Genomic DNA, 26,466 nt, shown 5'->3' on the forward strand with positions numbered 1-26,466 from the left:
TGGTGGCGGCTGAGAAGAGCGGACGAGACGGCGGCGTCCAGTCCCTGCAGCGCGCGTTCGAGCTGCTGGAGCACCTGGCGGACACCGGCGGCGAGGCCAGTCTGTCGGAGCTGGCGACCCTGTCCGGGCTGCCGATGCCGACGATCCACCGGCTGATCCGCACGCTGGTGTCGCTGGGCTACGTCCGGCAGAACACCAACCGGCACTACGCGCTCGGCGCCCGGCTGATCCGGCTGGGCGAGAACGCGAGCATGCAGTTCGGCGCGTGGGCGCGGCCGCTGCTGGTGGAGCTGGTCGAGGAGGTCGGCGAAACGGCGAACCTGGCGGTGCTGGAACGCGACGAGGTGGTGTATGTCGCACAGGTGCCCTCGAAGCACTCGATGCGCATGTTCACCGAGGTCGGCCGGCGTTTGCTGCCGCACGGCACCGGCGTGGGCAAGGCGATGCTGGCGGAACTGCCCGCCGACGAGGTCGCGTCGCTGCTGGAACGCACCGGCATGCCCGCGTACACCGAGCACACGTTCACGGACGCGGACGCGCTGGCGGTGGAGCTGAAGAAGATCGCCGGACAGGGTTACGCGCTGGACGAGGCGGAACAGGAACTCGGGGTGCGCTGCATCGCCGTCGCGATCCCCGGCGCACCGGTGCCCGCGGCGGTGTCGGTCTCCGGCCCGTCCGGACGCCTGACGGCGGACGCGGTGAGCCACATCGCGCCAGTGGTGCAGAAGATCGCGGACCGGCTTTCGCAGCAGCTGCCGGTTACCTGAGTTCACCCTTGAGGAGGTCCAGCAGCAGCCCGTCGTGCCAGGTCCCGTCGGGTCCCTGCTCGTAATCGCGGAGGATCCCGACGCGCCGGAAGCCGAGCTTCTCGTACACGTGAATCGCGCGGACGTTGGCCGCCGCCGGATCGATGGTGAGCCGGTGGTGGCCCTGGTCGAACAGCCGCTGGGCGAGGATCCGGATCGCCTCCGCGCCGAGCCCGAGCCCGTAGTGGTCCGGGTGCACGGCAAGATCGATTCCGGCGTGCCGGTAGCGGTGATCGAGCTCTTCCCAGCTCTGGATCACGCCGACGGTCTGGCCCTCGTACTCGATGGCGTAGGCGTGCTGGTCGCCTTCTTTCGAGAGCAGGCCGTCGGTTTCCTCGTCGGCTTCGCCCCACCACTGCGCTACTTCGGGAGTGGAGAGGATCTCGTGGACCCTGGTTCGATCTGCTTCGCCGAGCAGGCGGAGGGTGACGCCGGTCAATTCATCGGTTTCTGATCGACCTGGACGTTGTACTTCACATCGGTGCCGTTCACCGCACTGATTTTGGCCGTGAGCCCGACTTTCTGTCCACCGGCGGTGAGGACGCAGCGCATCGACTCCCCCTCGACGGCCTTGATCGGCCCCGGGCAGGCGACGGTGTCCGGCCGCTTGCCGATGGACTGCTGCAGCGCGTCGGAGATGCCTTTTTCGAAGTTCTCCTTCGAGACCTGCTTGTCCCCGCCCACGCCCACGCTCACGGAACAACCGGTGAGGACGAGCGCACAGGCGGCGAGAAAAATCGGGCGGTGCATGGGTTTTCTCCTAGTGCCAGACGGAATTCGGGATGCGGTCGAGAAGGTCGCAGCGCAGGTCGAGGGCGGGCAGCAGAAACCGCGGATCCCGGTGATCGCTGACCTGGTCGAAGAAGTCGAGCTTCCCGCCCACCAGCGTGAACCCTCGAAACTTGCGCGGATCGGTTTTGAGGAACGCCGTGACGACCGGATTCAGCACGGCGCGGGCGAAATCAGCGTTCCCGCTGCGCACTTCGTACCGGAGGTCGAACTCGGCGTCGCCGGTCTGCACGTCGCCCTGCCCGAGGTGCGCGTTGACCCGGCTGGACAACTCGGCGACCCGGCTGATCTGCAAGGCCGGGCCGGTTCCCGGGCCGCGCACCCAGATCACGCCCAGCGTGTAGTTCTCGCCTTGCAACGGCGTACGCGCCCGGAAAGTCCCGGCGAGGAACGGCCTGCCGCGATGAGTCCCGGTGACGATCTGGCGAGCCTCGTAGATTTCCCGCCGGTTCAAGTACGGGCCGAGCGGGTTCATCACCTGCTCCACCGCGTTCCGCTCGATGTAGCGATCGCCCTCGTCGAAATAGGCGCAGTAGGCGTCGTTGCGCTCCTCGTACCGCCACCCGCGCCGCTGGATCTCCTCCCGCAGCCGGGCCATGGCCTGTTCCTGGTCGCGCTTGAAAGAACGGCTGTTCCAGACCAGGAACCAGACGAGCGCCCCGGCCATGAGCAACGTCCCGCCGATGACGATCGCCAAGATCAGCGCGACGCTCATTCCACCCCTCACAGCTGTGCCTGCGCCTACCGTGGCAGGCCGCGCTGCGAGAGATGTCCGCTTTAACCCTTATTCACCCGGCCAGGGGAATCAGCCCAGCAAAGCGTCCACGAACGCACCAGGCTCGAACGGCGCCAAGTCGTCCGGCCCTTCACCCAATCCGACCAGCTTCACCGGCACCCCCAGCTCTCGCTGGACCTGGAACACGATCCCGCCCTTCGCGGTGCCGTCCAGCTTCGTCAGGACGATCCCCGTCACGTCGATGACCTCGCCGAACACCCGCGCCTGCGCGAGGCCGTTCTGTCCGGTCGTGGCGTCCAGCACGAGCAGCACCTCGTCCACCCGCGCCTGCTTCTCGACGACCCGCTTCACCTTGCCGAGTTCGTCCATCAGGCCGGTCTTCGTGTGCAGGCGGCCCGCGGTGTCGATCAGGACCGTGTCCACGCCCTCGCTGATGCCCTGCTTGACCGCGTCGAACGCGACCGCCGCCGGGTCTGCGCCTTCCTTGCCTCGGACGACGGACGCGCCTACCCGTTCGCCCCACGTCTGGAGCTGGTCGGCGGCTGCGGCGCGGAAGGTGTCGGCCGCGCCGAGGACGACGGTTCCGCCTTGGGCCACCAGGACTCGCGCGAGTTTGCCGGTCGTCGTGGTCTTGCCGGTGCCGTTCACGCCGGCCACGAGGACCACCGCGGGCTGCTTCTTGCCGTCTACCTCGTGCGGCAGGGCGCGGACCGCGCGCTCGGCGTCCGTCGACAGCGCCGCGGTCAGCACCTCGTGCAGCAGTTCGCGCGCCTCGTCCGACGTGCGCACCGCGCGGCGGTTCAGTTCGTCGCGCAGGCGGTCCACGATCTGGGTCGTCGTGGCGGCGCCGAGGTCTGCCAGCAGCAGCGTGTCCTCTACGTCCTGCCAAGAGTCTTCGTCGAGGTCACCGCCGCCGAGAAGGCCCAGCAGGCTCTGCCCGAACACCGAACGGGACTTCGCCAGACGGCCGCGCAGGCGCTCCAGGCGGCCGGCCGGAGACTCGATCTCCTCGATCGGCTCGACGGTTCCCGGAACGACGGCCTCGGGGGCCTCTTCTTCGACCGGCTCGGGGAGCTTGACGTCGCGCACCGTGCGCTGGTCGGAGTCTCGCGGGACCGCGGCGTCGTCGCCGACCGCGGGCTGGCCGTCGACCTCCGGGCGGTCCTCCACCGGGTGCTCGACCACCGGCTCCGGCGAAGGAGCAGGCTCCGGCGAAGGCTCGGGTTTGGCCTCGACGGCCGTCCCGCCGGAAGCGAAGGAGATCCCGCCGCTCGCGGCATACCCGCCGCCCTTCGGCTTCTCCTCGACCTCGCGCCGCTCGGCCATGCTGATCCGCCGCTTGCGCGCGATGAGCAGCCCGGACACCAGAACGGCGACCAGGACGACGACGGCGACGACAACGATCCAGAACCAGGTGCTCGACACGCCACCATCCTGTCATCCGCGTGCACAAGCCACGGGACACCCCACCTGGAGGCCAACGAGTAACGCGAACGGTTCCGATTCGGCCAAGACTCCACGAAGCGTCTTGCGCCACCCCTTCGGCGTTGACTAGACCACATCGGATGACCACCCCCGCCGGCCACTGTTTCCGCGTCCTCGGGCTGCTGTCGGGCACGTCCGTGGACGGGATCGACGTCGCGGTCGCCGAAATCCGCGACGACAACGGGACAGTCGTCCTCACCCCGCTCGGCGAGCTCGACGTGCCTTATCCCCCCGACCTCCGCGCGGATCTCCTCGACGCCCTCCCGCCGCGGCCGAGCAGCGCGCGGCAGCTGACCGTCCTCGACACCCGGGTCGGCCAGGCGTTCGCGGACGCGGCCGCGCGCGGGATCGCCGCGTACGGGCCGGTGGACGTGATCGCCTCGCTCGGCCAGACCGTCTACCACTGGGTCGAAAACGGCGTCGCGCTCGGCACGCTCCAGCTCGGCCAGCCGGCGTGGATCGCCGAGCGCACCGGAGTGCCGGTGATCGCCGACCTCCGCATCCGCGACATCACCGCGGGCGGCCAGGGCGCGCCGCTGGCGAGCACGCTCGACGCGATGTGGCTGCGCGGCCTCGCCGAAGAAACCGGACGCCCGGTGGCCGCGCTCAACCTCGGCGGCATCGCGAACATCACCGTCGTCACGCAGTCCGACAAGGTGCTCGCGTACGACACCGGCCCGGCCAACGCGTTGCTCGATCTCGCCGCCGCGCACGTCAGCGACGGCAAGCTGTCCGCCGACGTCGACGGACGGCTCGCGCTCGCCGGTTCAGTCCGGGAAGACCTGCTCGACCGGTTGCTGGCCGACCCCTATTTCGCCGCCGCTCCCCCGAAATCCACTGGCAAGGAGCACTTCCACGGCGGATACCTTGACGCGGCCCTGTCCGGACTGCCGCCGTTGTCCCCGGAGGATCTGCTGGCCACGCTCACCGAGCTGACCGCCGCGACGGTCGCCGCGGAATGCCGGCGGCACGGCGTCGCGACCGTCGTCGCGTCCGGCGGCGGCGTCGCGAACCCCGCCACGATGGCCGCGCTCGCCCGGCTCCTGCCCGACGGCGCGCTCCGCACCAGCGACGACCTCGGCCTCCCCGGTTCCGGCAAAGAGGCTTATCTGACCGCGTTGCTCGGCTGGCTGAGCTGGTGCGGCGTCCCGGCGACGCTGCCCTCGGCCACCGGCGCGAGCGGTCCCCGCCTGCTCGGCGCGCTGACGCCGGGTGCGGCTCCCCTGAATCTCCCCGCCCCGCTGGGGGGCGCCGCGACCCGGCTCCGGGTCGCGGAATCCGGGCAATCACGGTAGGAGAACCCCATGAATCCAGTCGATCTGGTGATCGTCATCGTGTACCTCGCGGCGATGCCGGTCATCGGCGTGCTGATCGGGCGCAGACAGAAGTCCGCGAACGACTACTTCGTCGGCGAGCGCAGCATGCCGTGGTGGGCGGTCACGCTCTCGGTGGTGGCCACCGAGACGTCCACGCTGACCGTGATCTCCACGCCCGGGCTCGTGTTCGGCAGCGCCTTCCTGTTCCTGGAAGTGGCTTTCGGCTACATCATCGGCCGCGTGATCGCCGCGTTCGTGCTCCTGCCGCGCTATTTCCGCGGCAACTACGTGAGCGCGTACGAATTCCTCGGCCGCCGCTTCGGGCGCGGCCTTCAGGGCACCGCGTCGGTCACCTTCGTGGTGACCCGGCTGCTCGCCGAGGGGCTGCGGCTGTTCGCCGGGGCGATCCCGATCAAGGCGATCCTCGGCCACTACGGCATCCACACCGAGTACTGGCACATCGTCGTCCTGCTGACCTTGCTCACCGTGATCTACGCGTTCGTCGGCGGCATCAAGTCGGTGATCTGGGTCGACGTCATCCAGTGGTCGCTCTACATCCTCGGCGCGATCGGCGCGGTGATCTTCCTGTCCACGAAGCTGCCGTCCGGCTGGACGCAGATCGCTTCGAGCCAGGGCCGGTTCCAGCTCACCGACTTCGCGTCGAACCTGCTCACCAACCCGTACGCGTTCCTCTGCGCGGTGGTCGGCGGCGCGTTCCTGTCGATGGCTTCGCACGGCGCGGACCAGCTGATCGTCGGGCGCCTGCTGTCGTGCCGGAACCTGCGCGACGGCCAGCGCGCGCTGATCGGCTCGTCGATCGTGGTGTTCGTCCAGTTCGCGCTGTTCCTGCTCGTCGGCGCGATGCTGTGGGTCTACACCGGCGGCAAGACCGGCTCGACGGCCACCGCGGTCGCGGCCGGGAAGATGTCCGGCGACGACGTGTTCTCCAACTTCATCGTCAACGACCTTCCGGTCGGGCTGGCCGGGCTGCTGATCGCCGGCATCCTCGCCTCGACCATGGGCGCGCTCGCGTCCGCGCTCAACGCGCTGTCCACCTCCACCATCGCCGACCTCTACCAGCGGTTCACGCACAAGTCGATCGAGGACGCGAAGCTGCTCCGGCACGGTCGCATGTGGACACTCATCTGGGCGGCGGTGTTCGCCGTGTTCGCCTCGATGTTCACGAACTCGAAGGACCCGGTGATCCAGCAGGGCCTCGGGATCGTCGGCTACACCTACGGCGCGCTGCTCGGCTCGTTCTTCCTCGGGCTGCTGGTGCGCAAGGCCCGCCAGTCCGACGCGGTGATCGCCTTCGCCTGCTCGGTGGTCGGGATGGCGTTCCTGATCCTGTTCGTGAAATTCGACAAGGCGACGACCGAGGTGCACATCCACTTCGGCGCGGCGACGAAGACGCTCGTGCCGCTGGCGACCTACTGGTACACCTTCGCCGGCGTGCTGATCACGCTCGTCGTGGGCGGCCTGTTGTCGCTGCGGCGGCGTGGGGTGGACCCGAACGTCGAGAAGGTCGAAGAACCCGCGGAAACCCCCGCGTAGCAAGCGCTTTTCTCTCGCCGGGTTCCCGAGGGGACCCGGCGAGAGTGCGCTTACGGCTGGGTATAGAAGACCAGGCCGTCCTTGTCGCAGCCGATCCGCCCGCTGCCCTGCGCGCCGGTGTCGGCCATGCACCGCCAGCCGCTCACGTTCAGCACGTGCGCGGTGCCCTCGGCTTTCTTGGGCGCGTCCTGGAAGTACTGGGTGATCACGTCGATCGCTTCAGTGCAGCCAGGACGGCCCGCCTTGGTCTCCGTGGCGATCAGGCCCACCTTTCCGTTCGGTGCGTCGATCGGACCGCAATCGACCGGCGGGCCGACCGTTTCGCCGGTGTCCGGACCGCTGCTCGCGGACTTGCCGGGGCTGGACGTCTTGCCCGGGGACGCGGCCGGGGCGCTCGACTGCGCGGACGTGACCGTGAGCGGGACCGACGGCGGGGAGGAGACGGCACCGGCCGGGTCAGCGCTCCCGTCGCACGCCGAGACCAGCACGCCCAGCGAGAGAATCGACGCCGCGGCAACCATCTTGCGCGTGAACCGCATGAACACCGTCCTCCCGGATGCAGCCGCCGATCGGCCAAGATCACCCTAATCGGTGACACCCGGGACGGCAGTGTGGCGGCGAGTGTCAGCGAAACGGCCCGGTTTCCGCAGGGAAGCCGGGCCGTCGCGAGAAATCCGTCAGTGGATGACGACCTGCCGCACGTGCACGAAGTTCAGGTCGGCGCCCTGCCAGTGGCCGAGACTGGCCTGGCCACCGTCCCAGTACAGGGTGACCGAGTTGTTGCCGGAGTCGACCCGGGCGACGCCGCCCAGATCCACGTACACCGCGCCGGAATTGGCGAAGCAGGCGACATCGCTGCCGTCCCACGGGTTTCCGCCCGCGAGGCGCAGCTGGACGAAGTCGGTGCGGCCGTTGCAGGCGACCCGGTCGGTGGCGAACGCCTGACCGGCCGGAACGGTGACGGCCAGCGCGAGCGCCGCGGCGCCGCCGATCGCGAGTCTCTTGACGAGTGAAGGCATGATCGCTGTGGAACCTTTCTCCCAGTGCTGCCTTGAAGGTGAGCCCGGCTCGCGGGGCGACCGCGCCGCCGGACGAGATCGACCGTGCCAGCAGCGGGCCTCGCCCGGACACCCGTCGCGTCCGCTTCTACCCTTTCGTACCCGGGGTGCGAGAGAAACGGACCTCGCTCAGACGACCTTGCCGTGGAACGAAAGACCCTTGCTGCCGCAGAAAATCTGCTTGCTGCCGCCGTTTCCGCCGTCGTAGCCGCAGTTCCAGCCGTCGACGTCGAGGAAGCGGCCGGTGCCCTGTGCCTTGGTCGGGGCCTGGGCGAGGTAGTCGGACATCACGTCGATCGCCTCGGTGCAGCCGACGGTTCCGGCCGGCATCGCCTCGGTCACCACGTCGACCTTGCCGCCGGGGCCGTCGATCGGCCCGCAGTCCGCGCCGTTGCCGAGTTCGCCCTTGCCCGGCAGGCGGTCGCTGGGCTGCTGCGTGGCCGGGGTCGGGTGCGGCTTGGGCTTGCTCGCGTGCGTCGGGGCCTGCGCCTGAGTGGACGGCGAGGGCGTGGCCGAGGAACTCGGTGCTGCCACCGACGAAGCGGTCGGCGCGGCGGAGAGCGAACTCTGCACCGCCGCGGCCTGTCCGGTCTGCGAACCGCCGCCGCACGCGGCGACTGCCAGCGCAACGCCGAGCATCGAACCGGAAATCAGGGTGCGGGCCACCATGGTGCGCATTGTCGAATCCCCTCCAGGATGTGTTGCTTTCGAACACCCCTGAAGACGTGCGGGCACGGCGGCAGTTGGCCGTTCGGACGACTGCCCGGTCAGGCCTGCCCGTTCGGGCAGGATCGCCCCGGACGGCGCAACCCCGTTCAGGAAGCCGGGACCGGTTCCTCGTCCGCCGCGCGCAGCCGCTGCGAGATCACCTTGGTGATGCCGTCGCCCTGCATGCTCACGCCGTACAGCGCGTCGGCGATCTCCATGGTCGGCTTCTGGTGCGTGATGATGATCAGCTGCGACGAATCGCGCAGCTGCTCCAGCAGGCCGATCAGCCGGCGCATGTTGGTGTCGTCCAGCGCCGCTTCGACCTCGTCCATCACGTAGAAGGGCGAAGGGCGGGCGCGGAAGATCGCGACCAGCATGCCGACCGCCACCAGCGACTTCTCGCCGCCGGACAGCAGCGACAGCCGCTTGACCTTCTTGCCCGGCGGACGCGCCTCGACGTCGACGCCGGTGGCGAGCAGGTCGTTCGGCTCGGTGAGCACCATCCGGCCCTCGCCGCCGGGGAACAGCACGCCGAAGACGGTCTCGAACTCGCGCGCCACGTCGGTGTAGGCCGAGGCGAAGACCTCCAGGATCTTCTCGTCGACCTGCTTGATGACGGCCTCGAGGTCCTTGCGGGTGTCCTTGAGGTCTTCCAGCTGGGTGGAGAGGAACTTGTACCGCTCCTCCAGCGCCGCGAATTCCTCCAGCGCCAGCGGGTTCACCTTGCCCAGCAGGGTCAGGTCCTTCTCCGCGCGCTTGGCGCGGCGGGCCTGGGTGTCGCGGTCGAACGGCATCGGCGGCGGCTGCGTGACGTCCTCGCCGCGTTCCTTGGCCGCCTCGTACTCGGCCATCTCGCCCGCGCTCGGCGGAACCGGCACGTTCGGGCCGTACTCCTCGACCAGGTCCGCGAGACCGATGCCGAAGTCCTCGGCGATCTTGGCTTCCAGCGTCTCCAGCCGCAGCTTCTGCTCGGCGCGCAACACCTCGTCGCGATGCACGGCGTCGGTCAGCTTCTCCAGCTCGCCGGACAGCTCGCGCACCTTCGCGCGCACCGCGGTGAGCGCGGTTTCGCGGCTTTGGCGCTGTGCCTGGGCTTCGTCGCGTTCGGCGGCCGCGCGCTGCACCGAGATCTCGATGCGCTCCAAGGCGAACTCACCGGCGTTGACGACCGCGTTCGCGATTTCCGCGCCCCGCTCGCGCGCTTCCCTAGCCTTGGCCGCGCGCTCGCGGGCCTGCTGCTCCGCGTAAGCCGCACGGCGCAACGATTCCGCTCGCCCGGCGATGCTGCGCGCGCGTTCCTCGGCGGTGCGCTGCGCGAGCCGTGCTTCGACTTCTTCCTGCCGTACCACGGCGAGCTGCTCGGCGGCCTCGTCGCGCTCGGCGGTGTCCGGGTCGTCCTCGACCGGCTGCTCGGCGACCGCGGCGAGCCGTTCTTCCAACTCCGCCAGCTGTTCCAGCGCCTGCTCGCGGCTCTGCTCGACCTTCGCGCGCTGCTGAGTGAGCCGTTCGACCTCGGCCTGCGCGGAGCGGGCCGCCTGCTGCAACCGGTTGAGCCGCTCGGACGAACGGGCCTTGCGCACCTTGGCTTCGCCGAGCGCGTCCTTCGCCTGGCCGACCTCTTCGCGGCGAGACTGCTGCTCGGCGCGCGCGCCTTCCAGTTCGGCGGAGTACTGCTCCAGCGCGCGTTCGGCCGTGCGCAAGCGTTCCTGCGCCTCGTCGACCGCCGCCTGGACCTCGATCACGCTCTCGCGGGCGGCGGAACCACCGGCGATCCAGTCGGCCCCGAAGACATCGCCCTCAGCGGTGACCGCGCGCACCTGCGGGTGCTGGGCCACGAGCTGCCGCGCGGCGTCCAGATCCGGCACCAGCGCGAGCCGGTCCAGCGCCTTCTCGACCGCGGGCCGCAGCTGCTCCGGCGCGTTGACGACCTCGCGGGCCCAGCGCGCGCCGTAGGGCAGCGTCGGCCACGAGCTGGTGTCCACAGTGGACCCGGCGCTGACCGGCACGATCCCGGCGCGACCGGAATCGGTGTCCTTCAAGTACTTCAGCGCGGACAGCGCGTTCTCGCCGCCGGACACCGCGACCGCGTCGGCCACCGGCCCGAGCGCGGCGGCCAGCGCGACCTCGTGGCCCGGCTGCACGGTGAGCAGCGCGGCGACCGAACCGAGCAGGCCCGGCAATTCCGCCGACGCACCCAGCAGCGCGCCCGCGCCATCCTTGCGCTTGAGCCCCATCGACAGCGCCTCGACGCGCGCCTTCTCCGACGCGATCTCCCGCTCGGAACCGCGCTCGGCCTTCACCAGTTCTTCGACGCGGGCCTTGGCGGCGTTGTTCGCCTCCACCGCGCGGTCGTGGCGCTGCTGCAGGTCGGCGTCGTCGGATTCCTCCGTGCCGCCAACGGCTTTGGCTTCTTCCAGCTCCTCGACCGCGATCTCGGCGCGCTCGGCAGCCTCCTGCAGACCGACCGTCAACCGGTCGACTTCTTCCGCGGTCGCGCCGTTCTTGCTGCGCAGCGCTTCGACCTGACCGGTCAGCTTCGCCATGCCCTCACGGCGGTCGGCGATCGCCCGGACCGCGGCCCAGTGCGCGCGCTCCGCGGCCTGCACTCGCTGTTCGAGATCTTCCCGGCGCAGCACGGTTTCCGCGAGAAGTTCGCGAGCCTCCATGACCGCTTCGGTCAGCTCCTGCTCGCGCTCCGCGGCCTGCTCGGCCTCGGCAAGCAGCTCCTCCGGGTCGCGGCCGCCAGTCGGCGCTGAGACGTCCGAAGAAAGGTGCCGCTGCCGCTCCACCGCCAGCCGCACGGTGCCGCGCAGCCGTTCGGTGAGCGCAGACAGCTTGTACCAAGTCTCCTGCGCGATCTGCAGTCGCGGCGCGTCCTCGGCGAGCGAAGCCTCCAGCTCGGTTTCCTCAGCGGACACGATTTCCAGCGCCTGCTCGACTTCCGCACGGCGCTGCCGGGCAGTGCGTTCGTCAGCCTCGTCGCGCTGGATGGATTCGCGCTGGGTGACCAGGTCGTCGGCGAACAGCCGGAGCCGGGCGTCGCGCAGGTCGGACTGCACTGACTGGGCCTTGCGCGCGATCTCGGCCTGCTTGCCCAGCGGTTTCAGCTGGCGGCGCAGCTCGGTGGTGAGGTCGGTGAGCCGGTCCAGGTTGCCCTGCATGTTGTTGAGCTTGCGCAGGGTCTGCTCTTTGCGCTTGCGGTGCTTGAGGACGCCGGCGGCCTCCTCGATGAACGCGCGCCGCTCCTCGGGCTTCGATTCCAGGATCGCCGAAAGCTGGCCCTGGCCGACGATGACGTGCATCTCGCGGCCGATGCCGGAGTCCGACAGCAGTTCCTGGACATCCATCAGGCGGCAGCGGTCGCCGTTGATCTCGTACTCGCTCGCGCCGTCGCGGAACATCCGGCGGGTGATGGAGACCTCGGCGTACTCGATCGGCAGCGCGCCGTCGGCGTTGTCGATGGTGAGCGTGACCTCGGCGCGGCCGAGCGGCGCGCGGCCCGCGGTGCCGGCGAAGATGACGTCTTCCATCTTGCCGCCGCGCAGGTCCTTCGCGCCCTGGGTGCCCATGACCCAGCGCAGCGCGTCGAGGACGTTCGACTTTCCGGAGCCGTTCGGGCCGACCACGCAGGTGATGCCGGGTTCGAAGCGCAGCGTGGTCGCCGAGGCGAAGGACTTGAAGCCCTTGAGCGTCAGGCTTTTCAGGTGCACGTGCTGCCGACCCCTCTTGGCCACGGGTACTGGATGGCTACCGGTTCCCCCGGTTCGGGACAGGCTACCCGGGGGTCGTCGGGCGCAGTGGGAGGCCAGGCCGCCCGGGCGCGCCTAGCACAGGTTCGACCGCCCCGGCAACCCCAAGCACCCCATCAGCCGCAACCGCCCCACCCGGCTCAGCGTTCGAGGAATCCTTCGAGCCCGCCTTTCGCGGCGGTCCAGCGTTCAACTACCTGATCCACTCGTCCGGGTGAGGTTCCGGAGCGCAACGCCGCCAGCAGTTGCCCACAGTTGTTCTGGCTACCCTCCGCGACCACCTCGACACGGCCGTCGGGGAGGTTCCTGGCGAATCCGGTCAGCCCGAGTTCGAGCGCCCGGATCCGGGTCCACCAGCGAAAACCGACGCCTTGCACCTGCCCGTGCACCCAGGCGGCCAGCCGGACGGGCGATTCCTGCTCGTTCACCGGCCCCATCCTGCCGCACGCCCCCGGCTGCGGACCGTGACGGCCCTGTCCCTCGGTCGCGCGAACGGGTCCTGAGCAGTGATAACCTCCCGCCTGGCATCCGGGGCCGGAGCCCCGCTCCCCCGTGCCGCCCCTCGACTTGAGCGTTGACCCTTCTAAGGAGCCTGCATGTCCCGTCCCGACGGGCCTGAACCAAGCTCAGCGTCGCCCGAGATCGCGGTGAGCGCTGCCCCCACCGCTCCGCCGAAGGGCGCGAGCGGACGGCTGAGCCGCTCCGGCTACGCCATCCTGGGCGTCAGCGGCCTCGTGGTGGCCACGGCCTTCGCCGCGGTCGCCGAACTAGCCGGCCCCGGCTCGGTCACCGACACCGCGACGAACAGCACCGGCGGCGGCCAGGGCGGACTGCAGGGCAGCTCGCAGGTCGTCGTCCCGGGCAACGCCGTCCCCGGCGGCCCGATGACCGTCCCCGGCTCGCCGACGCCCGGCCAGACCGCCCCGCCGACGCCGACCACGGTGGTCGCCGTGGGTCCGGACGGGAAGCCGACTACGAGCGTGATCACTCCTCCGCCGAACGCCGGTCAGCCCGGCGGGCAGCCTGGCGGCGGGCAGCCGGTGCCGGGCACGACTTCGGACCGCAGCGACCCGCCGACCAGCCACCCGACGACACCGAAACCGCCGACCAGCTCCACGGCCTCGACGACGCCGTCCACCCCGCCGAGCACCCCCTCGTCGCCTCCGAACAGCCCGCCGCCCAGCTCCGGCAGCAGCTCCACCGGCGGTCAGCCGTCATCGTCCTCGTCGCCGAGCGCGTCCACTTCGGACTCCAACCCGACGAGTTCCACCACCCGCTGAGGTCCGTGAAGGGCTCGCTCTGCGAGAGCCCTTTTTGATCTGCACAACAAAGCCCCCGCTCTCACCGGCGGGGGCTTTGTGCGTTGGGACAACGCCCGGTCTAGCTCGCCAGCCGGTACTGGGCATACTGCCTTGCCGCGGCAGCGAGCCTGGTCGCTCCGGGAAACGGCGTGGTCGCGGCTCGATAGCCCCACAATCCCGCTACATAGCAAGCAAATGCAGTAACTGCCTTGTCCGTGCGCGTGGACCACGACGGCACCGTGGACGCCCACTCCTCCGCTTCGCCCGCCGTGTGGCCCGCCGCGATGAGCCGCACGACCAAGAAGGCCGCGTCGACCCACGCCGCACCCGAAGCAGGCCGCCCCCAATCGATCACGCGGACCGACGACGAATCGTCGTCGATCATGAACTGATGCTCGTGGAGATCGGTGTGGAGCAGAGCGGTCCCCTCGACGAGGCTGGGAGTTTCGCGGCACCAGCCGGTCAGCTCGTCGATGTCGAAACCAAGGACCTTGTCCGGGGCCTCGGCGGCGAGTTTCGTCCACCAGTCGGCCGGCGCCCAGCGTTTGCCGAGGGGCTGCGCAGCGGCACCGGGAAGCCCGTTGATCCTGGCGACTGTCGTGGCGACACTCGCCAGGTCGTCAGCGCCCGGAGACAGGTCTGCCGGACGACCGTTGACGTACTCGAACCCGACGACGAACCAGGCGGCGTCCGCCTCGATGTCTTCGCTGAAGCGGGTTGCCGGGGCTATGCCAGGGGCGAGATCTCCGGCCTCGGACTCGTTCCGGAGCCACCGCATGTGCGGGCTGATTCCTCGGACGCCTTTCAGGAAGACGTCTCCCTGATCGCAGCTCAGCACCAGAGCGGCATTGCAGTTCTGCCCCTGCTCGATCTCGCGCACGACAGCGACCTGGCCAAGGTGTGCCTGAACCGCGTCTTGGACGGCCGCAGGCAGGTCTCCCCAGGCGAATCGCTCCCTCACGCGGGGACCGTACCAGCGCTTACCTGGTACTGGTGGCATCCTGTGTCGCCACCGGAGTGCGTACACCCTTCCCGGCACTGGTTGCACTTCACTGACGCGGTCCACAGCTCGAGATCGACGGCGTACCCGGCGTCGCGCAGAGCCTTTACGGTCACGCTCATCGAGTCCTCCGGAGTCCTCGTGATCGGGATGGCTCCGGTGTCGGCGGGTTCGTGGTGGATGAACCGGCCTGCCACCCGCTCGCAGAACTCGGCGTACTCCCGGGTGTAAAGGATGAACGTGTGCCACCCGATGTCGACGGGCTCGCTCGGAGACAGCGGCTCGGACGCCGCGGAACAGGTCCCGAGGTACGCGAGTGCCTGATCCATGATGCGCGCGGCGAACTCGCGCCGCATGTCGTGCTCCCGGGAGATCCGGTTCACGAGCCGGGTGAACAGTTCCTCGGAAACAAGGCCCTGCCCGGCGAGTTCTTCAATGGCGATCGTCATTCCGGTAGCCTGACCGTCACACGCCGTGATGGGAATAGAGCTGCTGTTTACCAGGGTTTGCAAGCGTGGCGGTCGGGCATGGTCGAGCTAGGGCAGCGATTGCGGGCGGCGCGCGAGGCCGCCGGGGTCAGCCTGTCCGCTATGGCCGTCAAGACCCATTACACCAAGCCGTACTTGAGCCTTCTGGAGAACGGCAAACGGACCGTGCGGCCAGAGCATGTGACGGCGTATTCGCGCGCGCTCAACGTTTCGGCGGACGCTCTCTACGGCCCGCCACAGGACCCTCTTCGGGTGGCACACGAATGGCTGGTGGCGGACACGCCCGCAGCTATGCACCAGGCATCCGGACGGCGGGTCGGCGAAAGCCTGACCTCCGAGATCGAACGACGGGTGATCGATCTGCGCTGCCTGGACGACACCGTCGGCGGAGGGGATCTCCTTCCGATCGTGCACCGGGAATTGGCGGGCACAACGGAGATCGTGAAATTCGGGAGCTATTCCGAGGGCATCGGAAAAAGGCTCCTGGTCGCGATCGGCGAACTCTCTCAGCTTGTCGGCTGGGTCGCCAGCGACGCGGGGCACTGTCAGGAAGCGCAGCGCGTGTACCTGCGTGGCGTCTCGGCCGCGCGAGACGCGGACGACCAGACGCTTGCCGGTCAGCTTCTTTCCTCGCTCGCGTACCAGATGACAAACGTCGGCAACCCCGTAGACGCGGCCTTGCTGGCGAAGACTGCTGTCAAGGGCGCAGAGCGCGCGACGCCCGTTGCCAGGGCATTGCTGCTGGAACGCGTGGCTTGGGCGTACGCCAAGGCTCGAGACTCCGTGGCCGCGCGGAGGACGCTGGACGCCGTGGACGACGCCTACGAAGCGCGTTCCGCCGGGGTCAAGGAGCCGGAATGGGTTTACTGGCTGAACCGCGACGAGATCGACGTCATGGCCGGTCGCTGCTTCATCGAAATCGGGCAGCCCGCAGAGGCCGCTCCGCTGCTCACCCGGGCTATCGGCAGGTACGAAGCCACCCACGCGCGTGAAGTCGCCTTGTATCAAACCTGGCTAGCCGAATCCTACGCCCGAGCGGGCTTCCTGGACGCCGCACGGGAAGTCATCCAGGAAGCCCGAGCCTCCTCGACCGGAATAAATTCTCTCCGGCTCACCCGGCGCGTCGAGGAGATCGAGCAGCTCGTCTTCTAACGAAACGGCTTTCGGCCAGAGATCAGATCTCGAAGCGATACCCCATCCCCGGCTCAGTCAGCAAATGCCGCGGCCGAGAAGGCTCCGGCTCCAGCTTCCGCCGCAACTGCGCCAGATACACCCGCAGATAATGGGATTCCGTCTCATACGACGGTCCCCACACCTCGTGCAGCAGCTGCTTCTGCGCCACCAACCGGCCCCGGTTGCGGACCAGCAGTTCCAGCACTCCCCATTCCGTCTTCGTCAGGTGCACCTCGCGGCCCTCGCGCAGCACCTTCTTCGCCGCCAAATCGATCGTGAACGATCCGGTGTCCACCACGGCTTCCGCGCCGTCCGTGCCCACCACCGACGAACGTCGCACCGCGGCCCGCAATCGCGCCAGCAGTTCGTCCATTCCGAACGGTTTGGTCACGTAATCGTCGGCACCCGCGTCGAGCGCCTGCACCTTGTCCGCCGAGTCGCCGCGTGCGGACAGCACGATGATCGGCACCGTGGTCCAGCCGCGCAGGCCCGCGATCACCTCGGTGCCGTCGAGATCAGGCAGGCCGAGATCGAGCACCACCACGTCGGGCTTCGTCTCGGCGACTGCTTTCAGCGCGGCGGTGCCGTCGTGTGCGGTGATCACCTTGTACCCGCGCGCGTTGAGGTTGATCCGCAGCGCCCGCACGATCTGCGGTTCATCGTCGACGACCAGCACCGTCGCCGTTGGGTCGGCAGTCATCGCGCCACGCCCTCCTCAGCCGATTCAGCATCCACCAATTCCCGGCCGGTACAGGCCGGCAGCGAGATCACCACCGTCAACCCTCCGCCTGGAGTGTCCTCGGCGCGAACCGTACCGCCCATCGCCTCGGTGAACCCCTTCGCGACCGACAACCCAAGACCCACGCCCGGCGTCGAGTCGCGGTCTCCGCCCAGTCGTTGGAACGGCGCGAACGCGGACTCCGCGGCGCCCTTCCGCAATCCCTTGCCGTGGTCGACGATTCGCAGTTCCACGAACTCCGAATGCGCGCTCGCCCGCGCCGAAACGTCGCCGCCGCCGTGTCGGAGAGCATTGTCGAGGACGTTCGCGATCACTCGTTCCAGCAAGCCCGGATCCGCTTGCACAGAAGGCAACCGCGCATCCACGAATACCTGAACGCCTTGCGTGTTATCCACATTGGACAAGGCATGTGCGACGACCTCGTCGTAGCCGACTGGACGCAGATGCGGGGTGACCGCACCAGTCGCCAGCCGGGAAGAGTCGAGCAGGTTGTCGATCAGTCCGGCGAGCCGGTCCGCCGAAAGTTCGACAGCTTCCATCAGTTCCTCAGTGTCCTCATCGGACAAAGAAAGATCCGGCGCGCGCAGGCTGCCGATCGCCGCCTTGATGGACGTGAGCGGCGTCCGCAGGTCATGTCCGACCGCGGACAGCAGCGTCGTGCGCAGTTCGGTTGCCTCAGCCTTGCGTTCGGCGGCTGCTGCGGCTGCGGCCATCCGTTGTTGCCGCAGGGCGAGCAAAGCTTGTCCTGCAACAGCTTCCAGCACCCGACGATCTGCGGCGGGCAAGGCGCGGCCGCGCAGCGTCAGGTGCACATCGGCGGTCACCGCAATGTCCACATCGGCCTCATCCGGATCAGCACAAGGCTCACCCCCGGACAAAGCGACCTTGTCCCACTTGCCGTTGCGTTTCTCCAGCAGCGTCACGGAAGTGAGACCGAAGTTCTCCCGCACCTTCTCCAGCAACCGCTCGATCGGATTCGGATTGGTCAGCACGGTCCGCGCATACGAAGCCAGCAGCGACGCCTCCGTCCGCGCCCGAGCCGCCGCGACACCCCGCCGGGCGGCGGAAGCGACGACCAGAGCCACCATCACCGCCACCACGATCATCGCGATCAGCGTCACGACGTTCTGCGGACTGTGCACATCCAGCGTGTACAGCGGCGGCGTGAAGAAGAAATTCAACAGCCCAGCACCGAAAATCGACGCCACCAGAGCCGGTCCGAGCCCGCCCACCAAAGCGACGATGACCGTCGACAGCACGAAGAGGATCACGTCGGTGGAAAACTCGACCGCGTCCCGCAGCAGCACACCGAGACCGGTGGCGACGACCGGCAGCAGGATGCTCAGCACCCAGCCCATCACGAGCCGCGACGGCGCCAGCGGGCTCGTGCCCAGCCGCGCCCGCAGCCGTCCGCCGGCGTAGGAGTGCGTGACCATGTGCACATCGATCGGCCCGGACTGCTGGATCACCGTCGCGCCGATGCCCTCGTCGAAAAGCCGCGCGACCCGAGAACGCCGCGACGTGCCGATCACCAGCTGAGTCGCGTTGACCCCACGCGCGAAGTCGAGCAACGCTGTCGGCACGTCGTCGCCGACCACCGCATGGAAGGTCGCGCCGACCTCCTCGGCCAAAGTGCGGCAGCGGGCCATCGCGGTCGGCCCGAGCCCGGCGAGACCGTCGCCGCGCAGGATGTGCACGACCTGCAGCTCCGCGCCCGCCCGGTTGGCGATCCGGCTGGCGCGGCGGATCAGCGTCTCGCTTTCCGGACCGCCGGTGATCGACACGACCACCCGTTCGCGCGTCTCCCACGTGTCGGTGATCTTCTGCTCAGCGCGGTACCGCTGCAGCGCGACGTCGACCTGGTCGGCCACCCACAGCAGCGCCAGCTCACGCAACGCGGTGAGGTTGCCAGGCCGGAAGTAGTTGCCCAGCGCGGCGTCGATGCGCTCGGCCGGGTAGACGTTGCCGTGCGCGAGCCGCCGCCGCAGCGCCTCCGGCGTGATGTCCACGAGCTCCAGCTGCTCCGCGCGCCGCACGACCTCGTCCGGCACGGTTTCCTGCTGGGTGACGCCGGTGATCCGCTCGACGACGTCGTTGAGGCTCTGCAGGTGCTGGACGTTGACCGTGGACAGCACGTCGATGCCCGCTTCGAGCAGCTCGTCGATGTCCTGCCAGCGTTTCTCGTGCCGTCCGCCGGGCACGTTCGTGTGCGCCAGCTCGTCCACGACGACGACCTCGGGCGCGCGGGCGAGCACCGCGTCGAGGTCCATTTCGGCGAACTCGTGCCCGCGGTGGCTGACCGTGCGCCGCGGCACGACGTCCAGCCCGTCGAGCAGATCGGCGGTCTTCTTGCGGCCGTGCGTCTCGACCAGGCCGACGACCACGTCGGTGCCGCGGTCGAGGCGACGGCGCGCTTCGCCGAGCATGGCGAAGGTCTTGCCGACCCCCGGAGCCGCGCCGAGATAGATCCGCAGTTCTCCTCGGCGCGGCTTCGCGGGTGTGTCAGAGGTGCTCACAGTGTTCAGTGTGCTCCAGGAGCGGCCGAATGCACGGCAAGGTTGAGCCGGAGCACATTCACGCCCGGCACGCCGATCCCGTTGCCGATCGTGTTGTCCGCGACCATCTGCCGCACCTTCTCCTCGCTCAGCCCGGTGTTGCGGGCCACGCGAAGCACCTGCAGATCGGCGTACGCGACGCTGATCGCCGGGTCGAGCCCCGAACCCGAGGCGGTCACCGCGTCCGCGGGCACCTCCGCCGGGGTGACGCCCTCGCGCTGGGCGATCAGGGCCCGCCGCTGCGCGATGGCCTTGGTCAGATCCTCGTTGTACGGCCCCTTGTTGGACGGCCCCGACGTCGACGGGTCGCCCGGCCCGAGCACGTCCTTCGAGCCGGCGGAGGGCCGGTTGTGGAACCACGGGTCGTGCGCGGCGTCGGCGGGCACCGGGTCGATCCCGATCAGCGACGAGCCGACCGCCTGGCCGTTCTGCGTCACCACCGAACCCTCGGCGTGCCCCTGGAGGCCGGGGATGCGGGACACCGCCCACACGCCCAGCGGGTAGACGATGCCGAGCAGCACGGTCATCGCGAGGAGCAGGCGCAGGCCCGCCCAGGTCTGCTTGAGCAAAACGTTCATGTCAGCCAATCCCTGGAATGTGGCGCACGATCAGGTCGATCACCCAGATCCCGAGGAACGGGCTGACGATCCCGCCGAGGCCGTAGACGAGCAGGTTGCGACGCAGCAGCGCGGACGCCGACGACGGCCGGTACCGGACGCCGCGCAGGGCGAGCGGGATCAGCGCGACGATGATCAGCGCGTTGAAGACGACCGCGGAGAGGATCGCCGACTTCGGCGTCGCCAGGTGCATGATGTTCAGCGCGCCGAGCTGGGCGAAGATGCCGGTGAACATCGCCGGCAGGATGGCGAAGTACTTCGCCAGGTCGTTCGCCACGCTGAACGTGGTGAGCGCGCCGCGGGTGATCAGCAGCTGCTTGCCGATCCCGACGATCTCGATCAGCTTGGTCGGGTTCGAGTCGAGGTCGACCATGTTGCCGGCCTCCTTGGCCGCCATGGTCCCGGTGTTCATCGCTACGCCGACGTCGGACTGCGCGAGCGCGGGCGCGTCGTTCGTGCCGTCGCCGGTCATCGCGACGAGCCGCCCGCCCTCCTGCTCCTTCTTGATGAGCGCCATCTTGTCCTCGGGCTTGGCCTCGGCGAGATAGTCGTCGACGCCCGCGTCCTCGGCGATCGCGCGCGCAGTGAGCGGGTTGTCGCCGGTGATCATCACCGTTTTGATGCCCATCGAGCGCAGTTCCTCGAAGCGCTCCTTCATGCCCGGCTTCACCACGTCGGACAGCCGGATCACGCCGCACACGTTCGCCGTCCCGCCCGCGGCTTCCGCGACCACCAGCGGGGTTCCGCCCTGCTGGCTGATCTCGTCGACGACGCGTTCGGTCTCGTCCGGGACGTCGCCACCGCGTTCGCGGACCCACTGGCGCACCGCCGAAGTCGCGCCCTTGCGGACCTCACGGCCGTCGAGGTCGACACCGCTCATCCGGGTCTGCGCGGTGAACGGCACGAACTCGGCGAGCTTCTCGCTTTCGTCCGCCGCTCCGGGAAGGCCGTGCTGCTCGGCGATCAGCTCGACGATGCTGCGGCCTTCCGGCGTTCCGTCGGCGAGGCTGGACAGCCGGGCCGCGCGCGCCAGATCCTCCATAGTGGACTTACCGACGGGGATCAGCTCAGTCGCGCGTCGGTTGCCGAAGGTGATCGTGCCGGTCTTGTCCAGCAGCAGCGTCGACACGTCTCCGGCTGCTTCGACCGCACGGCCGGAAGTCGCGAGGACGTTGCGCTGCACCAGCCGGTCCATCCCGGCGATGCCGATCGCGCTCAGCAGCGCGCCGATCGTGGTCGGGATCAGGCAGACCAGCAGCGCGGTCAGCACGATCACCGACTGCTCGCTGCCGGAGTAGGCCGCCATCGGCTGCAGCGCCACGACGGCGAGCAGGAAGATGATGGTCAGCGTGGACAGCAGGATGGTCAGCGCGATCTCGTTCGGCGTCTTCTGCCGGGAAGCGCCTTCCACCAACGCGATCATCCGGTCCACAAAGGACTCGCCGGGCTTGGTGCTGATCCGCACGACGATCCGGTCGCTCAGCACCGTGGTGCCGCCGGTGACCGCCGACCGGTCGCCGCCGGACTCGCGGATCACCGGGGCCGACTCGCCGGTGATGGCCGATTCGTCCACCGTGGCGATGCCTTCGACGACGTCGCCGTCGCCGGGGATCACCTCCCCGGCCTCGACCACCACCCGATCGCCGACACGCAGGTCCACGCCGGGCACCTGCTCCTCGGAGCCGTCCTCGGTGAGCCGCCGCGCGACGGTCTCCTTTTTGGTCCGCCGCAACGATTCCGCCTGCGCCTTGCCGCGTCCCTCGGCGACGGCTTCGGCCAGGTTCGCGAACACAACGGTGAACCAGAGCCACACCGCGATGAGGATCGTGAACACGCTCGGGTCGGTGACCGCGAAGACGGTGGTCAGGACCGATCCGGCCCACACCACGAACATCACCGGGTTTTTGAGCTGATGCTTCGGGTGCAGCTTGCGCAATGCGTCCGGCATGGACGACCACAGCTGCTTCGGGCTGAAGACGCCGGCTCCGACTCGTCCGGCATTTTCGACGTGGTGTTGCGTCTCCTCTTCCGGAGTCCGCTCCTGGGTGATGGTCATGCCAGTGCCTCTGCAATCGGCCCCAGCGCGAGCGCCGGGATGAACGTGAGAGCCGCGACGAGGACGACGGTGCCGGTCAGCAACGTCCCGAACAGCGGCCCGGTGGTGGGCAGCGTGCCCGCGGTTTCGGGAACCTTCTTCTGCGAGGCAAGCGAACCGGCCAGGCAGAGCACCGCGACGATGGGCACGAACCGGCCGATCAGCATCGCCACCGAAAGCGAAGCCTGGAACCAGTCGCTGGTCGCGGTGAGCCCGCCGAACGCGCTGCCGTTGTTGTTGCCCGCGGACGTGTAGCCATAAAGGACTTCCGACAGCCCGTGCGGGCCCGAGTTGCCGAGCGCGTCTCGCGTGGCCGGGATCATCAGCGCGATGCCGGACCCGAGCAGCACCACGACGGGCATCGCCAGCATCGAGATCGCCGCGCAGGTGACCTCGCGTTTGCCGAGCTTCTTGCCCAGGTACTCCGGCGTCCGCCCGACCATCAGCCCGGCCAGGAACATCGCGATCACGGCCATCACGAGAATCCCGTACAGCCCGGTGCCGACGCCGCCCGGCGAAACCTCGCCGAAGAGCATGTTCAGCATCGTGCCCCCGCCGCCGAGGCCGGACAGGCTGTCGTGCGCGCCGTTGACCGCGCCGGTCGACGTGCCGGTGGTGGTGTCGGCGAACAGCGACGTGCCGCCGATCCCGAACCGCTGTTCCTTGCCTTCGAGATTCGCCCCCGCGGCCAGCGCCGACGGGCTGTTCGTGCGCGCTTCGGACGTCCAGATCACCGCGAGCATCGCCGTCCACAGACCGGCCATCACCGACAGCAGGACGTAGCCCTGCTTGCGGTTGCCGACCAGTTGCCCGAAGGCGCGGGTGAGGCAGACCGGGATCACGAGGATCAGGAACATCTCGACGACGTTGGTCCAGACGTTCGGGTTCTCGAACGGATGCGCGGAGTTGGCGTTGAAGATGCCGCCGCCGTTGGTGCCGAGTTCCTTGATCACTTCCTGGCTCGCCGCCGGAGCCAGCGCGATGGTGCTGTTGCTGCCGTCCGGGTTCGTCACCGCGACTCCGGAACGGAGGCTCTGCACCACGCCGAGCGCGACGAGGACGAGCGCGAACACGAACGCCATCGGCAGCAGCACGCGGATCGTGCCGCGCGTGAGGTCCACCCAGAAGTTGCCTAGCCGGTCCGTGCGCGAGCGGATGAACCCGCGCGTCACCGCGATCGCCACGGCCAAGCCGACGCCCGCGGACAGGAAGTTCTGCACGGTGAGCCCGGCCATCTGGACGAAGTGGCCCATGGTCGTCTCGGGCGTGTAGGACTGCCAGTTCGTGTTGGTCACGAAGGAAACCGCGGTGTTGAACGCGACGGCGGGCGACACCGGGCCGCGGCCGAAGTTCCACGGCAGGATCGATTGCAGGCGCTGCAGCAGGTACAGCAGGATCACCGAGACGAACGAGAAGCCGAGCACGCCCGAGGCGTAGGTCTTCCAATGCTGTTCGGTGTCCGGATCGACCCGCACGATCTTGTACAGGGCTTTTTCGGCCCGCAAGTGCTTCTCGGTGGAGAAGACGCGGGCGAGGTAGTCGCCGAGGGGTTTGTAGACCACCGCGAGGGCGACCAGGAGCACGCCGGCTTGCAGGAAGCCGGCCGCGACGTCACTCATCTCAGAATTTCTCCGGCCTCACGAGGGCGACGAACAGGTAGCCGAGAAGGCCGAGCGCCAGCAGTCCGCCGACGATGTTGGCCACGGTGCCCGCGCCGCTCACAGCTTCTCCAGCCCGCGCAGGGCACCGGCGAGCACCGCGAAAACGCCGATGAGCAATAGGGCGTACAGCAAATCCGCCACGAGGCACCTCTCAGAAAGGGTCACCCGGCCCGGGTGACCGTCGGTCGAGTGCCACTGTGCGGTCGTCGCGGAGGGTGAGCACCCGCGTCTGACGCCTCCTTGACGCGGTGACCTGGGGGCGTTTACGCGATCTTGACGGCCGGTGACCCGCGCCACTACGTCAAGCGCCATTCGGGTCAGCCGGGGTGGATGACTGTCCGTAGTTGGTGGGTGACTTGCGGCACAGCTGGTAGTGGATCAAGGACAGAGAGTGCAATTCGGGCAGACAAAGATCGGGGGTCCGTGTTACACCTGAGTAACCAATAGTTGTATCAACTAACTAACTAAACTCCGGGAGGTCTCGTATGTGCGGAATCGCGGGCTGGGTTTCCTACGACACCGATCTCACGCAGCAGCAGGAGATCGCGGACGCGATGACCGAGACCATGGCCTGCCGAGGACCCGACGACCGGGGGACGTGGGTCCGCCGCTCGGTCGCGCTGGGTCATCGCCGGCTCGCGATCATCGACCTGCCGGGCGGCCGGCAGCCGATGAGCGTCAAGACGCCGAACGGCGAGGTCGCGATGGTCTACAGCGGCGAGGCGTACAACTTCTCCGAACTCCGTGAAGAACTCACCAAACTGGGCCACCGCTGGGAGACCGACAGCGACACCGAGGTCGTGCTGCACGGGTACCTGCAGTGGGGCGCCGAGGTCGTGGACCACCTCAACGGCATGTACGCGTTCGCGATCTGGGACGAGCGCGACCAGAAGCTCGTGATGATCCGCGACCGGATGGGCATCAAGCCGTTCTACTACTACCCCACCCGCGACGGCGTCCTGTTCGGCTCCGAGCCGAAGGCGATCCTGGCGAACCCGTTGGCGCGCAAGGTGGTCGACAGCGACGGCCTGCGCGAGCTGATGGGCTTCACCAAGCGGCCGGGGTGGTCGCTGTGGAAGGGCATGTACGAGGTCGACCCGGCCACCGTCGTGACCGTGACCCGCGAGGGCATCAACACCCGCACCTACTGGAAGCTCGACGCGAAGCAGCACACCGACGACCAGGAGACGACGGTCGAGCGCGTGCGCGAACTGATGACCGACATCGTCCACCGGCAGCTGGTCGCCGACGTCCCGCGCTGCGTGCTGCTGTCGGGCGGCCTCGACTCGAGCGCGGTCACCGGCCTCGCCGCCGCCCGGCTGGCCGAACAGGGCGAGCAGCTGCGCACGTTCTCGGTCGACTTTTTCGGGCAGGAGGAGAACTTCCAGCCCGACGAGATGCGCGACACTCCCGACTCGCCGTATATCCGCGACGTCGCCAAGCTCGTCGGTTCCGCGCACCAGGACGTGATGCTGAACCCGGCCGACCTCAGCGACCCCGAGGTCCGCCGCAAGGTGCTGCGCGCCCGCGACATCCCGTCCGGCCTCGGCGACATGGACACGTCGTTGTACTTGCTGTTCAAGGCGATCCGCGGCGAATCGACGGTCGCGCTGTCCGGCGAATCGGCCGACGAGGTGTTCGGCGGGTACCGCTGGTTCCACGACGAGGCCGCGGTCAAGGCCGACACCTTCCCGTGGCTGGCGTTCCGCAACAGCCTGATGGACGAGCGGGGGTCGCTGCTCGAACCGGGCCTCGCCAAGAAGCTGGATCTGGATTCCTACGTCGCCGACCAGTACCGGACCGCGGTGTCCGAAGTGGACTTGCTGGACGGCGAATCCGAGCGGGAGTCCCGGATGCGGGTCATCTGCCACCTGCACCTGACCCGGTTCGTGCGGCAGCTGCTCGACCGCAAGGACCGGATGTCGATGGCGGTCGGCCTGGAAGTGCGCGTGCCGTTCTGCGACCACCGGCTCGTGGAATACGTCTACAACACGCCGTGGTCGCTGAAGACCTACGACGGCCGGGAAAAGAGCCTGCTGCGGCACGCGACGAAGCACGTGCTGCCCGCGTCGGTGCGGGACCGGGTGAAGAGCCCGTATCCGTCCACTCAGGACCCGGGGTACGCGATCGCGCTGCAGCAGCAGATCAAGGAAGCCTTGGCGCAGAAGGACAACCCGGTGTTCCAGATGGTCGGCCGGGAGTGGCTGCAGAAGTCGGCGGAAACGGATCCGGCGGCGATCAGCCAGGCGCAGCGCGTCGGCATGGACCGGGCGCTGGACCTGCACCACTGGTTCGACATGTACTCGCCGGAGCTGGAACTCGACTGACCCGCTCGCCCGGACCGCCCCAATGTGGCATTGGGTGCATCCGACGCACCCAATGCCGCATTGGTTGCGTGTCATGCACCCAATGCGGCGTTGCGTCCTGCGCACCCAACGCCGCATTGGGGTTCTTTCAGCAGCGGGTTCCGGGTCGGCGACGCCGAGGTTCCCGGCCGATGCACCTGATCCGACGCTGCGGAGATCCGTGAGGGGAACCCTGAGGGACTCTGAGTCCCTCAGGGTTCCCCTCACGGACGTCAGTGGGAGCAGAGGGCAACGCTGGGTCTTATAAACAAATCCGAGCCCACGAGACCC

General features: G+C 68.7%; 23 protein-coding genes. 6 read left to right on the top strand and 17 right to left on the bottom strand.

The annotated features are described in order from the left end of the window. Positions 1-2 precede the first annotated feature (2 nt). Positions 3-767, top strand: a complete 765-nt coding sequence (locus ACFXI3_RS09280) for an IclR family transcriptional regulator (RefSeq protein WP_377870299.1) — start codon at positions 3-5, stop codon at positions 765-767. On the opposite strand, the gene ACFXI3_RS09285 is transcribed toward ACFXI3_RS09280, so the two are convergent. The 4 genes from ACFXI3_RS09285 to ftsY form a co-directional block, all read right to left on the bottom strand. After that, positions 760-1,245 (bottom strand): GNAT family N-acetyltransferase, encoded by a 486-nt coding sequence (locus tag ACFXI3_RS09285; RefSeq protein ID WP_378399147.1) that lies wholly within the window; start codon positions 1,243-1,245, stop codon positions 760-762. The genes ACFXI3_RS09280 and ACFXI3_RS09285 overlap by 8 nt on opposite strands. Then, entirely contained in the window at positions 1,242-1,556 is a 315-nt protein-coding gene (locus ACFXI3_RS09290) for a DUF4333 domain-containing protein (protein ID WP_378399148.1), read from the bottom strand. The genes ACFXI3_RS09285 and ACFXI3_RS09290 overlap by 4 nt, the downstream gene beginning before the upstream one ends. A 10-nt stretch (positions 1,557-1,566) precedes the next feature. After that, positions 1,567-2,310, bottom strand: coding sequence for a hypothetical protein (locus tag ACFXI3_RS09295; RefSeq protein WP_378399149.1), 744 nt, complete (start codon positions 2,308-2,310; stop codon positions 1,567-1,569). A 90-nt stretch (positions 2,311-2,400) separates the two neighbouring features. Continuing rightward, a complete protein-coding gene (gene ftsY, locus ACFXI3_RS09300) occupies positions 2,401-3,756 on the bottom strand; it encodes a signal recognition particle-docking protein FtsY (RefSeq protein WP_344285968.1) in 1,356 nt (451 codons plus the stop codon). 140 nt (positions 3,757-3,896) lie between these two features. On the opposite strand from ftsY, the gene ACFXI3_RS09305 reads away from it, so the two are divergent. Both ACFXI3_RS09305 and ACFXI3_RS09310 read left to right on the top strand, forming a co-directional pair. After that, a complete protein-coding gene (locus tag ACFXI3_RS09305; protein WP_378399150.1) occupies positions 3,897-5,111 on the top strand; it encodes an anhydro-N-acetylmuramic acid kinase in 1,215 nt (404 codons plus the stop codon). A 9-nt stretch (positions 5,112-5,120) separates the two neighbouring features. Continuing rightward, positions 5,121-6,686 carry a sodium:solute symporter gene (locus ACFXI3_RS09310; protein ID WP_378399151.1) on the top strand — a complete coding sequence of 522 codons (1,566 nt, stop codon included), beginning with the start codon at positions 5,121-5,123 and terminating at the stop codon, positions 6,684-6,686. 50 nt (positions 6,687-6,736) lie between these two features. On the opposite strand, the gene ACFXI3_RS09315 is transcribed toward ACFXI3_RS09310, so the two are convergent. The 5 genes from ACFXI3_RS09315 to ACFXI3_RS09335 form a co-directional block, all read right to left on the bottom strand. After that, positions 6,737-7,225 carry a hypothetical protein gene (locus ACFXI3_RS09315; protein WP_344285965.1) on the bottom strand — a complete coding sequence of 163 codons (489 nt, stop codon included), beginning with the start codon at positions 7,223-7,225 and terminating at the stop codon, positions 6,737-6,739. A 138-nt stretch (positions 7,226-7,363) separates the two neighbouring features. Continuing rightward, on the bottom strand, positions 7,364-7,705 hold the full coding sequence (locus ACFXI3_RS09320; protein ID WP_344285964.1) for a beta/gamma crystallin domain-containing protein: 342 nt from the start codon (positions 7,703-7,705) through the stop codon (positions 7,364-7,366). A 168-nt stretch (positions 7,706-7,873) separates the two neighbouring features. Then, positions 7,874-8,422 carry a hypothetical protein gene (locus ACFXI3_RS09325; protein ID WP_378399152.1) on the bottom strand — a complete coding sequence of 183 codons (549 nt, stop codon included), beginning with the start codon at positions 8,420-8,422 and terminating at the stop codon, positions 7,874-7,876. Positions 8,423-8,559: 137 nt separating this feature from the next. Beyond that, positions 8,560-12,162 (bottom strand): chromosome segregation protein SMC, encoded by a 3,603-nt coding sequence (gene smc / locus ACFXI3_RS09330; RefSeq protein WP_378399168.1) that lies wholly within the window; start codon positions 12,160-12,162, stop codon positions 8,560-8,562. Positions 12,163-12,341: 179 nt separating this feature from the next. Beyond that, positions 12,342-12,638 (bottom strand): acylphosphatase, encoded by a 297-nt coding sequence (locus tag ACFXI3_RS09335; protein ID WP_378399153.1) that lies wholly within the window; start codon positions 12,636-12,638, stop codon positions 12,342-12,344. 159 nt (positions 12,639-12,797) lie between these two features. On the opposite strand from ACFXI3_RS09335, the gene ACFXI3_RS09340 reads away from it, so the two are divergent. Further along, positions 12,798-13,481 carry a hypothetical protein gene (locus tag ACFXI3_RS09340; RefSeq protein WP_378399154.1) on the top strand — a complete coding sequence of 228 codons (684 nt, stop codon included), beginning with the start codon at positions 12,798-12,800 and terminating at the stop codon, positions 13,479-13,481. A gap of 100 nt (positions 13,482-13,581) precedes the next feature. Here ACFXI3_RS09340 and ACFXI3_RS09345 read toward each other — a convergent pair whose 3' ends face one another. Both ACFXI3_RS09345 and ACFXI3_RS09350 read right to left on the bottom strand, forming a co-directional pair. Next, entirely contained in the window at positions 13,582-14,463 is an 882-nt protein-coding gene (locus ACFXI3_RS09345; protein WP_378399155.1) for a phosphotransferase family protein, read from the bottom strand. After that, a complete protein-coding gene (locus ACFXI3_RS09350; RefSeq protein WP_378399156.1) occupies positions 14,460-14,951 on the bottom strand; it encodes a glycine-rich domain-containing protein in 492 nt (163 codons plus the stop codon). Before ACFXI3_RS09350 ends, ACFXI3_RS09345 begins: the two co-directional genes overlap by 4 nt. A 78-nt stretch (positions 14,952-15,029) precedes the next feature. On the opposite strand from ACFXI3_RS09350, the gene ACFXI3_RS09355 reads away from it, so the two are divergent. Next, a complete protein-coding gene (locus ACFXI3_RS09355; RefSeq protein ID WP_378399157.1) occupies positions 15,030-16,142 on the top strand; it encodes a helix-turn-helix domain-containing protein in 1,113 nt (370 codons plus the stop codon). 22 nt (positions 16,143-16,164) lie between these two features. Here the strand turns inward: ACFXI3_RS09355 and ACFXI3_RS09360 are convergent, their stop codons facing one another. The 6 genes from ACFXI3_RS09360 to kdpF are packed head-to-tail and all read right to left on the bottom strand — an operon-like array spanning position 16,165 to position 23,891. After that, entirely contained in the window at positions 16,165-16,863 is a 699-nt protein-coding gene (locus ACFXI3_RS09360; protein ID WP_378399158.1) for a response regulator, read from the bottom strand. Continuing rightward, entirely contained in the window at positions 16,860-19,418 is a 2,559-nt protein-coding gene (locus ACFXI3_RS09365) for a DUF4118 domain-containing protein (protein WP_378399159.1), read from the bottom strand. Before ACFXI3_RS09365 ends, ACFXI3_RS09360 begins: the two co-directional genes overlap by 4 nt. Before the next feature lie 5 nt (positions 19,419-19,423). Then, the gene (locus ACFXI3_RS09370; protein WP_378399160.1) at positions 19,424-20,035 is read right to left on the bottom strand and encodes a potassium-transporting ATPase subunit C; all 612 of its coding nucleotides are present in this window, start codon (positions 20,033-20,035) and stop codon (positions 19,424-19,426) included. 1 nt (position 20,036) lies between these two features. After that, positions 20,037-22,130 carry a potassium-transporting ATPase subunit KdpB gene (gene kdpB / locus ACFXI3_RS09375; protein WP_378399161.1) on the bottom strand — a complete coding sequence of 698 codons (2,094 nt, stop codon included), beginning with the start codon at positions 22,128-22,130 and terminating at the stop codon, positions 20,037-20,039. Continuing rightward, positions 22,127-23,788, bottom strand: a complete 1,662-nt coding sequence (gene kdpA / locus ACFXI3_RS09380) for a potassium-transporting ATPase subunit KdpA (protein WP_378399162.1) — start codon at positions 23,786-23,788, stop codon at positions 22,127-22,129. Before kdpA ends, kdpB begins: the two co-directional genes overlap by 4 nt. Before the next feature lies 1 nt (position 23,789). Continuing rightward, positions 23,790-23,891 carry a K(+)-transporting ATPase subunit F gene (gene kdpF, locus ACFXI3_RS09385; RefSeq protein ID WP_037358287.1) on the bottom strand — a complete coding sequence of 34 codons (102 nt, stop codon included), beginning with the start codon at positions 23,889-23,891 and terminating at the stop codon, positions 23,790-23,792. 424 nt (positions 23,892-24,315) lie between these two features. On the opposite strand from kdpF, the gene asnB reads away from it, so the two are divergent. Further along, entirely contained in the window at positions 24,316-26,157 is a 1,842-nt protein-coding gene (gene asnB / locus ACFXI3_RS09390) for an asparagine synthase (glutamine-hydrolyzing) (protein ID WP_378399163.1), read from the top strand. Positions 26,158-26,466: the final 309 nt, after the last annotated feature.

The sequence above is a fragment of the Amycolatopsis sp. NPDC059235 genome (genome assembly GCF_042754125.1).
Taxonomy (GTDB): Bacteria; Actinomycetota; Actinomycetes; order Mycobacteriales; family Pseudonocardiaceae; genus Amycolatopsis; species Amycolatopsis albidoflava.

Coding starts and splice junctions, on each gene's coding strand:
- ACFXI3_RS09290 (WP_378399148.1), bottom strand. CDS start 1,556: ATGCACCGCCCGATTTTTCTCGCCGCCTGTGCGCTCGTCCTCACCGGT.
- ACFXI3_RS09295 (WP_378399149.1), bottom strand. CDS start 2,310: ATGAGCGTCGCGCTGATCTTGGCGATCGTCATCGGCGGGACGTTGCTC.
- ACFXI3_RS09305 (WP_378399150.1), top strand. CDS start 3,897: ATGACCACCCCCGCCGGCCACTGTTTCCGCGTCCTCGGGCTGCTGTCG.
- ACFXI3_RS09310 (WP_378399151.1), top strand. CDS start 5,121: ATGAATCCAGTCGATCTGGTGATCGTCATCGTGTACCTCGCGGCGATG.
- ACFXI3_RS09315 (WP_344285965.1), bottom strand. CDS start 7,225: ATGCGGTTCACGCGCAAGATGGTTGCCGCGGCGTCGATTCTCTCGCTG.
- ACFXI3_RS09320 (WP_344285964.1), bottom strand. CDS start 7,705: ATGCCTTCACTCGTCAAGAGACTCGCGATCGGCGGCGCCGCGGCGCTC.
- ACFXI3_RS09325 (WP_378399152.1), bottom strand. CDS start 8,422: ATGCGCACCATGGTGGCCCGCACCCTGATTTCCGGTTCGATGCTCGGC.
- ACFXI3_RS09335 (WP_378399153.1), bottom strand. CDS start 12,638: ATGGGGCCGGTGAACGAGCAGGAATCGCCCGTCCGGCTGGCCGCCTGG.
- ACFXI3_RS09340 (WP_378399154.1), top strand. CDS start 12,798: ATGTCCCGTCCCGACGGGCCTGAACCAAGCTCAGCGTCGCCCGAGATC.
- ACFXI3_RS09350 (WP_378399156.1), bottom strand. CDS start 14,951: ATGACGATCGCCATTGAAGAACTCGCCGGGCAGGGCCTTGTTTCCGAG.
- ACFXI3_RS09355 (WP_378399157.1), top strand. CDS start 15,030: ATGGTCGAGCTAGGGCAGCGATTGCGGGCGGCGCGCGAGGCCGCCGGG.
- ACFXI3_RS09360 (WP_378399158.1), bottom strand. CDS start 16,863: ATGACTGCCGACCCAACGGCGACGGTGCTGGTCGTCGACGATGAACCG.
- ACFXI3_RS09370 (WP_378399160.1), bottom strand. CDS start 20,035: ATGAACGTTTTGCTCAAGCAGACCTGGGCGGGCCTGCGCCTGCTCCTC.
- kdpB (WP_378399161.1), bottom strand. CDS start 22,130: ATGACCATCACCCAGGAGCGGACTCCGGAAGAGGAGACGCAACACCAC.
- kdpA (WP_378399162.1), bottom strand. CDS start 23,788: ATGAGTGACGTCGCGGCCGGCTTCCTGCAAGCCGGCGTGCTCCTGGTC.
- asnB (WP_378399163.1), top strand. CDS start 24,316: ATGTGCGGAATCGCGGGCTGGGTTTCCTACGACACCGATCTCACGCAG.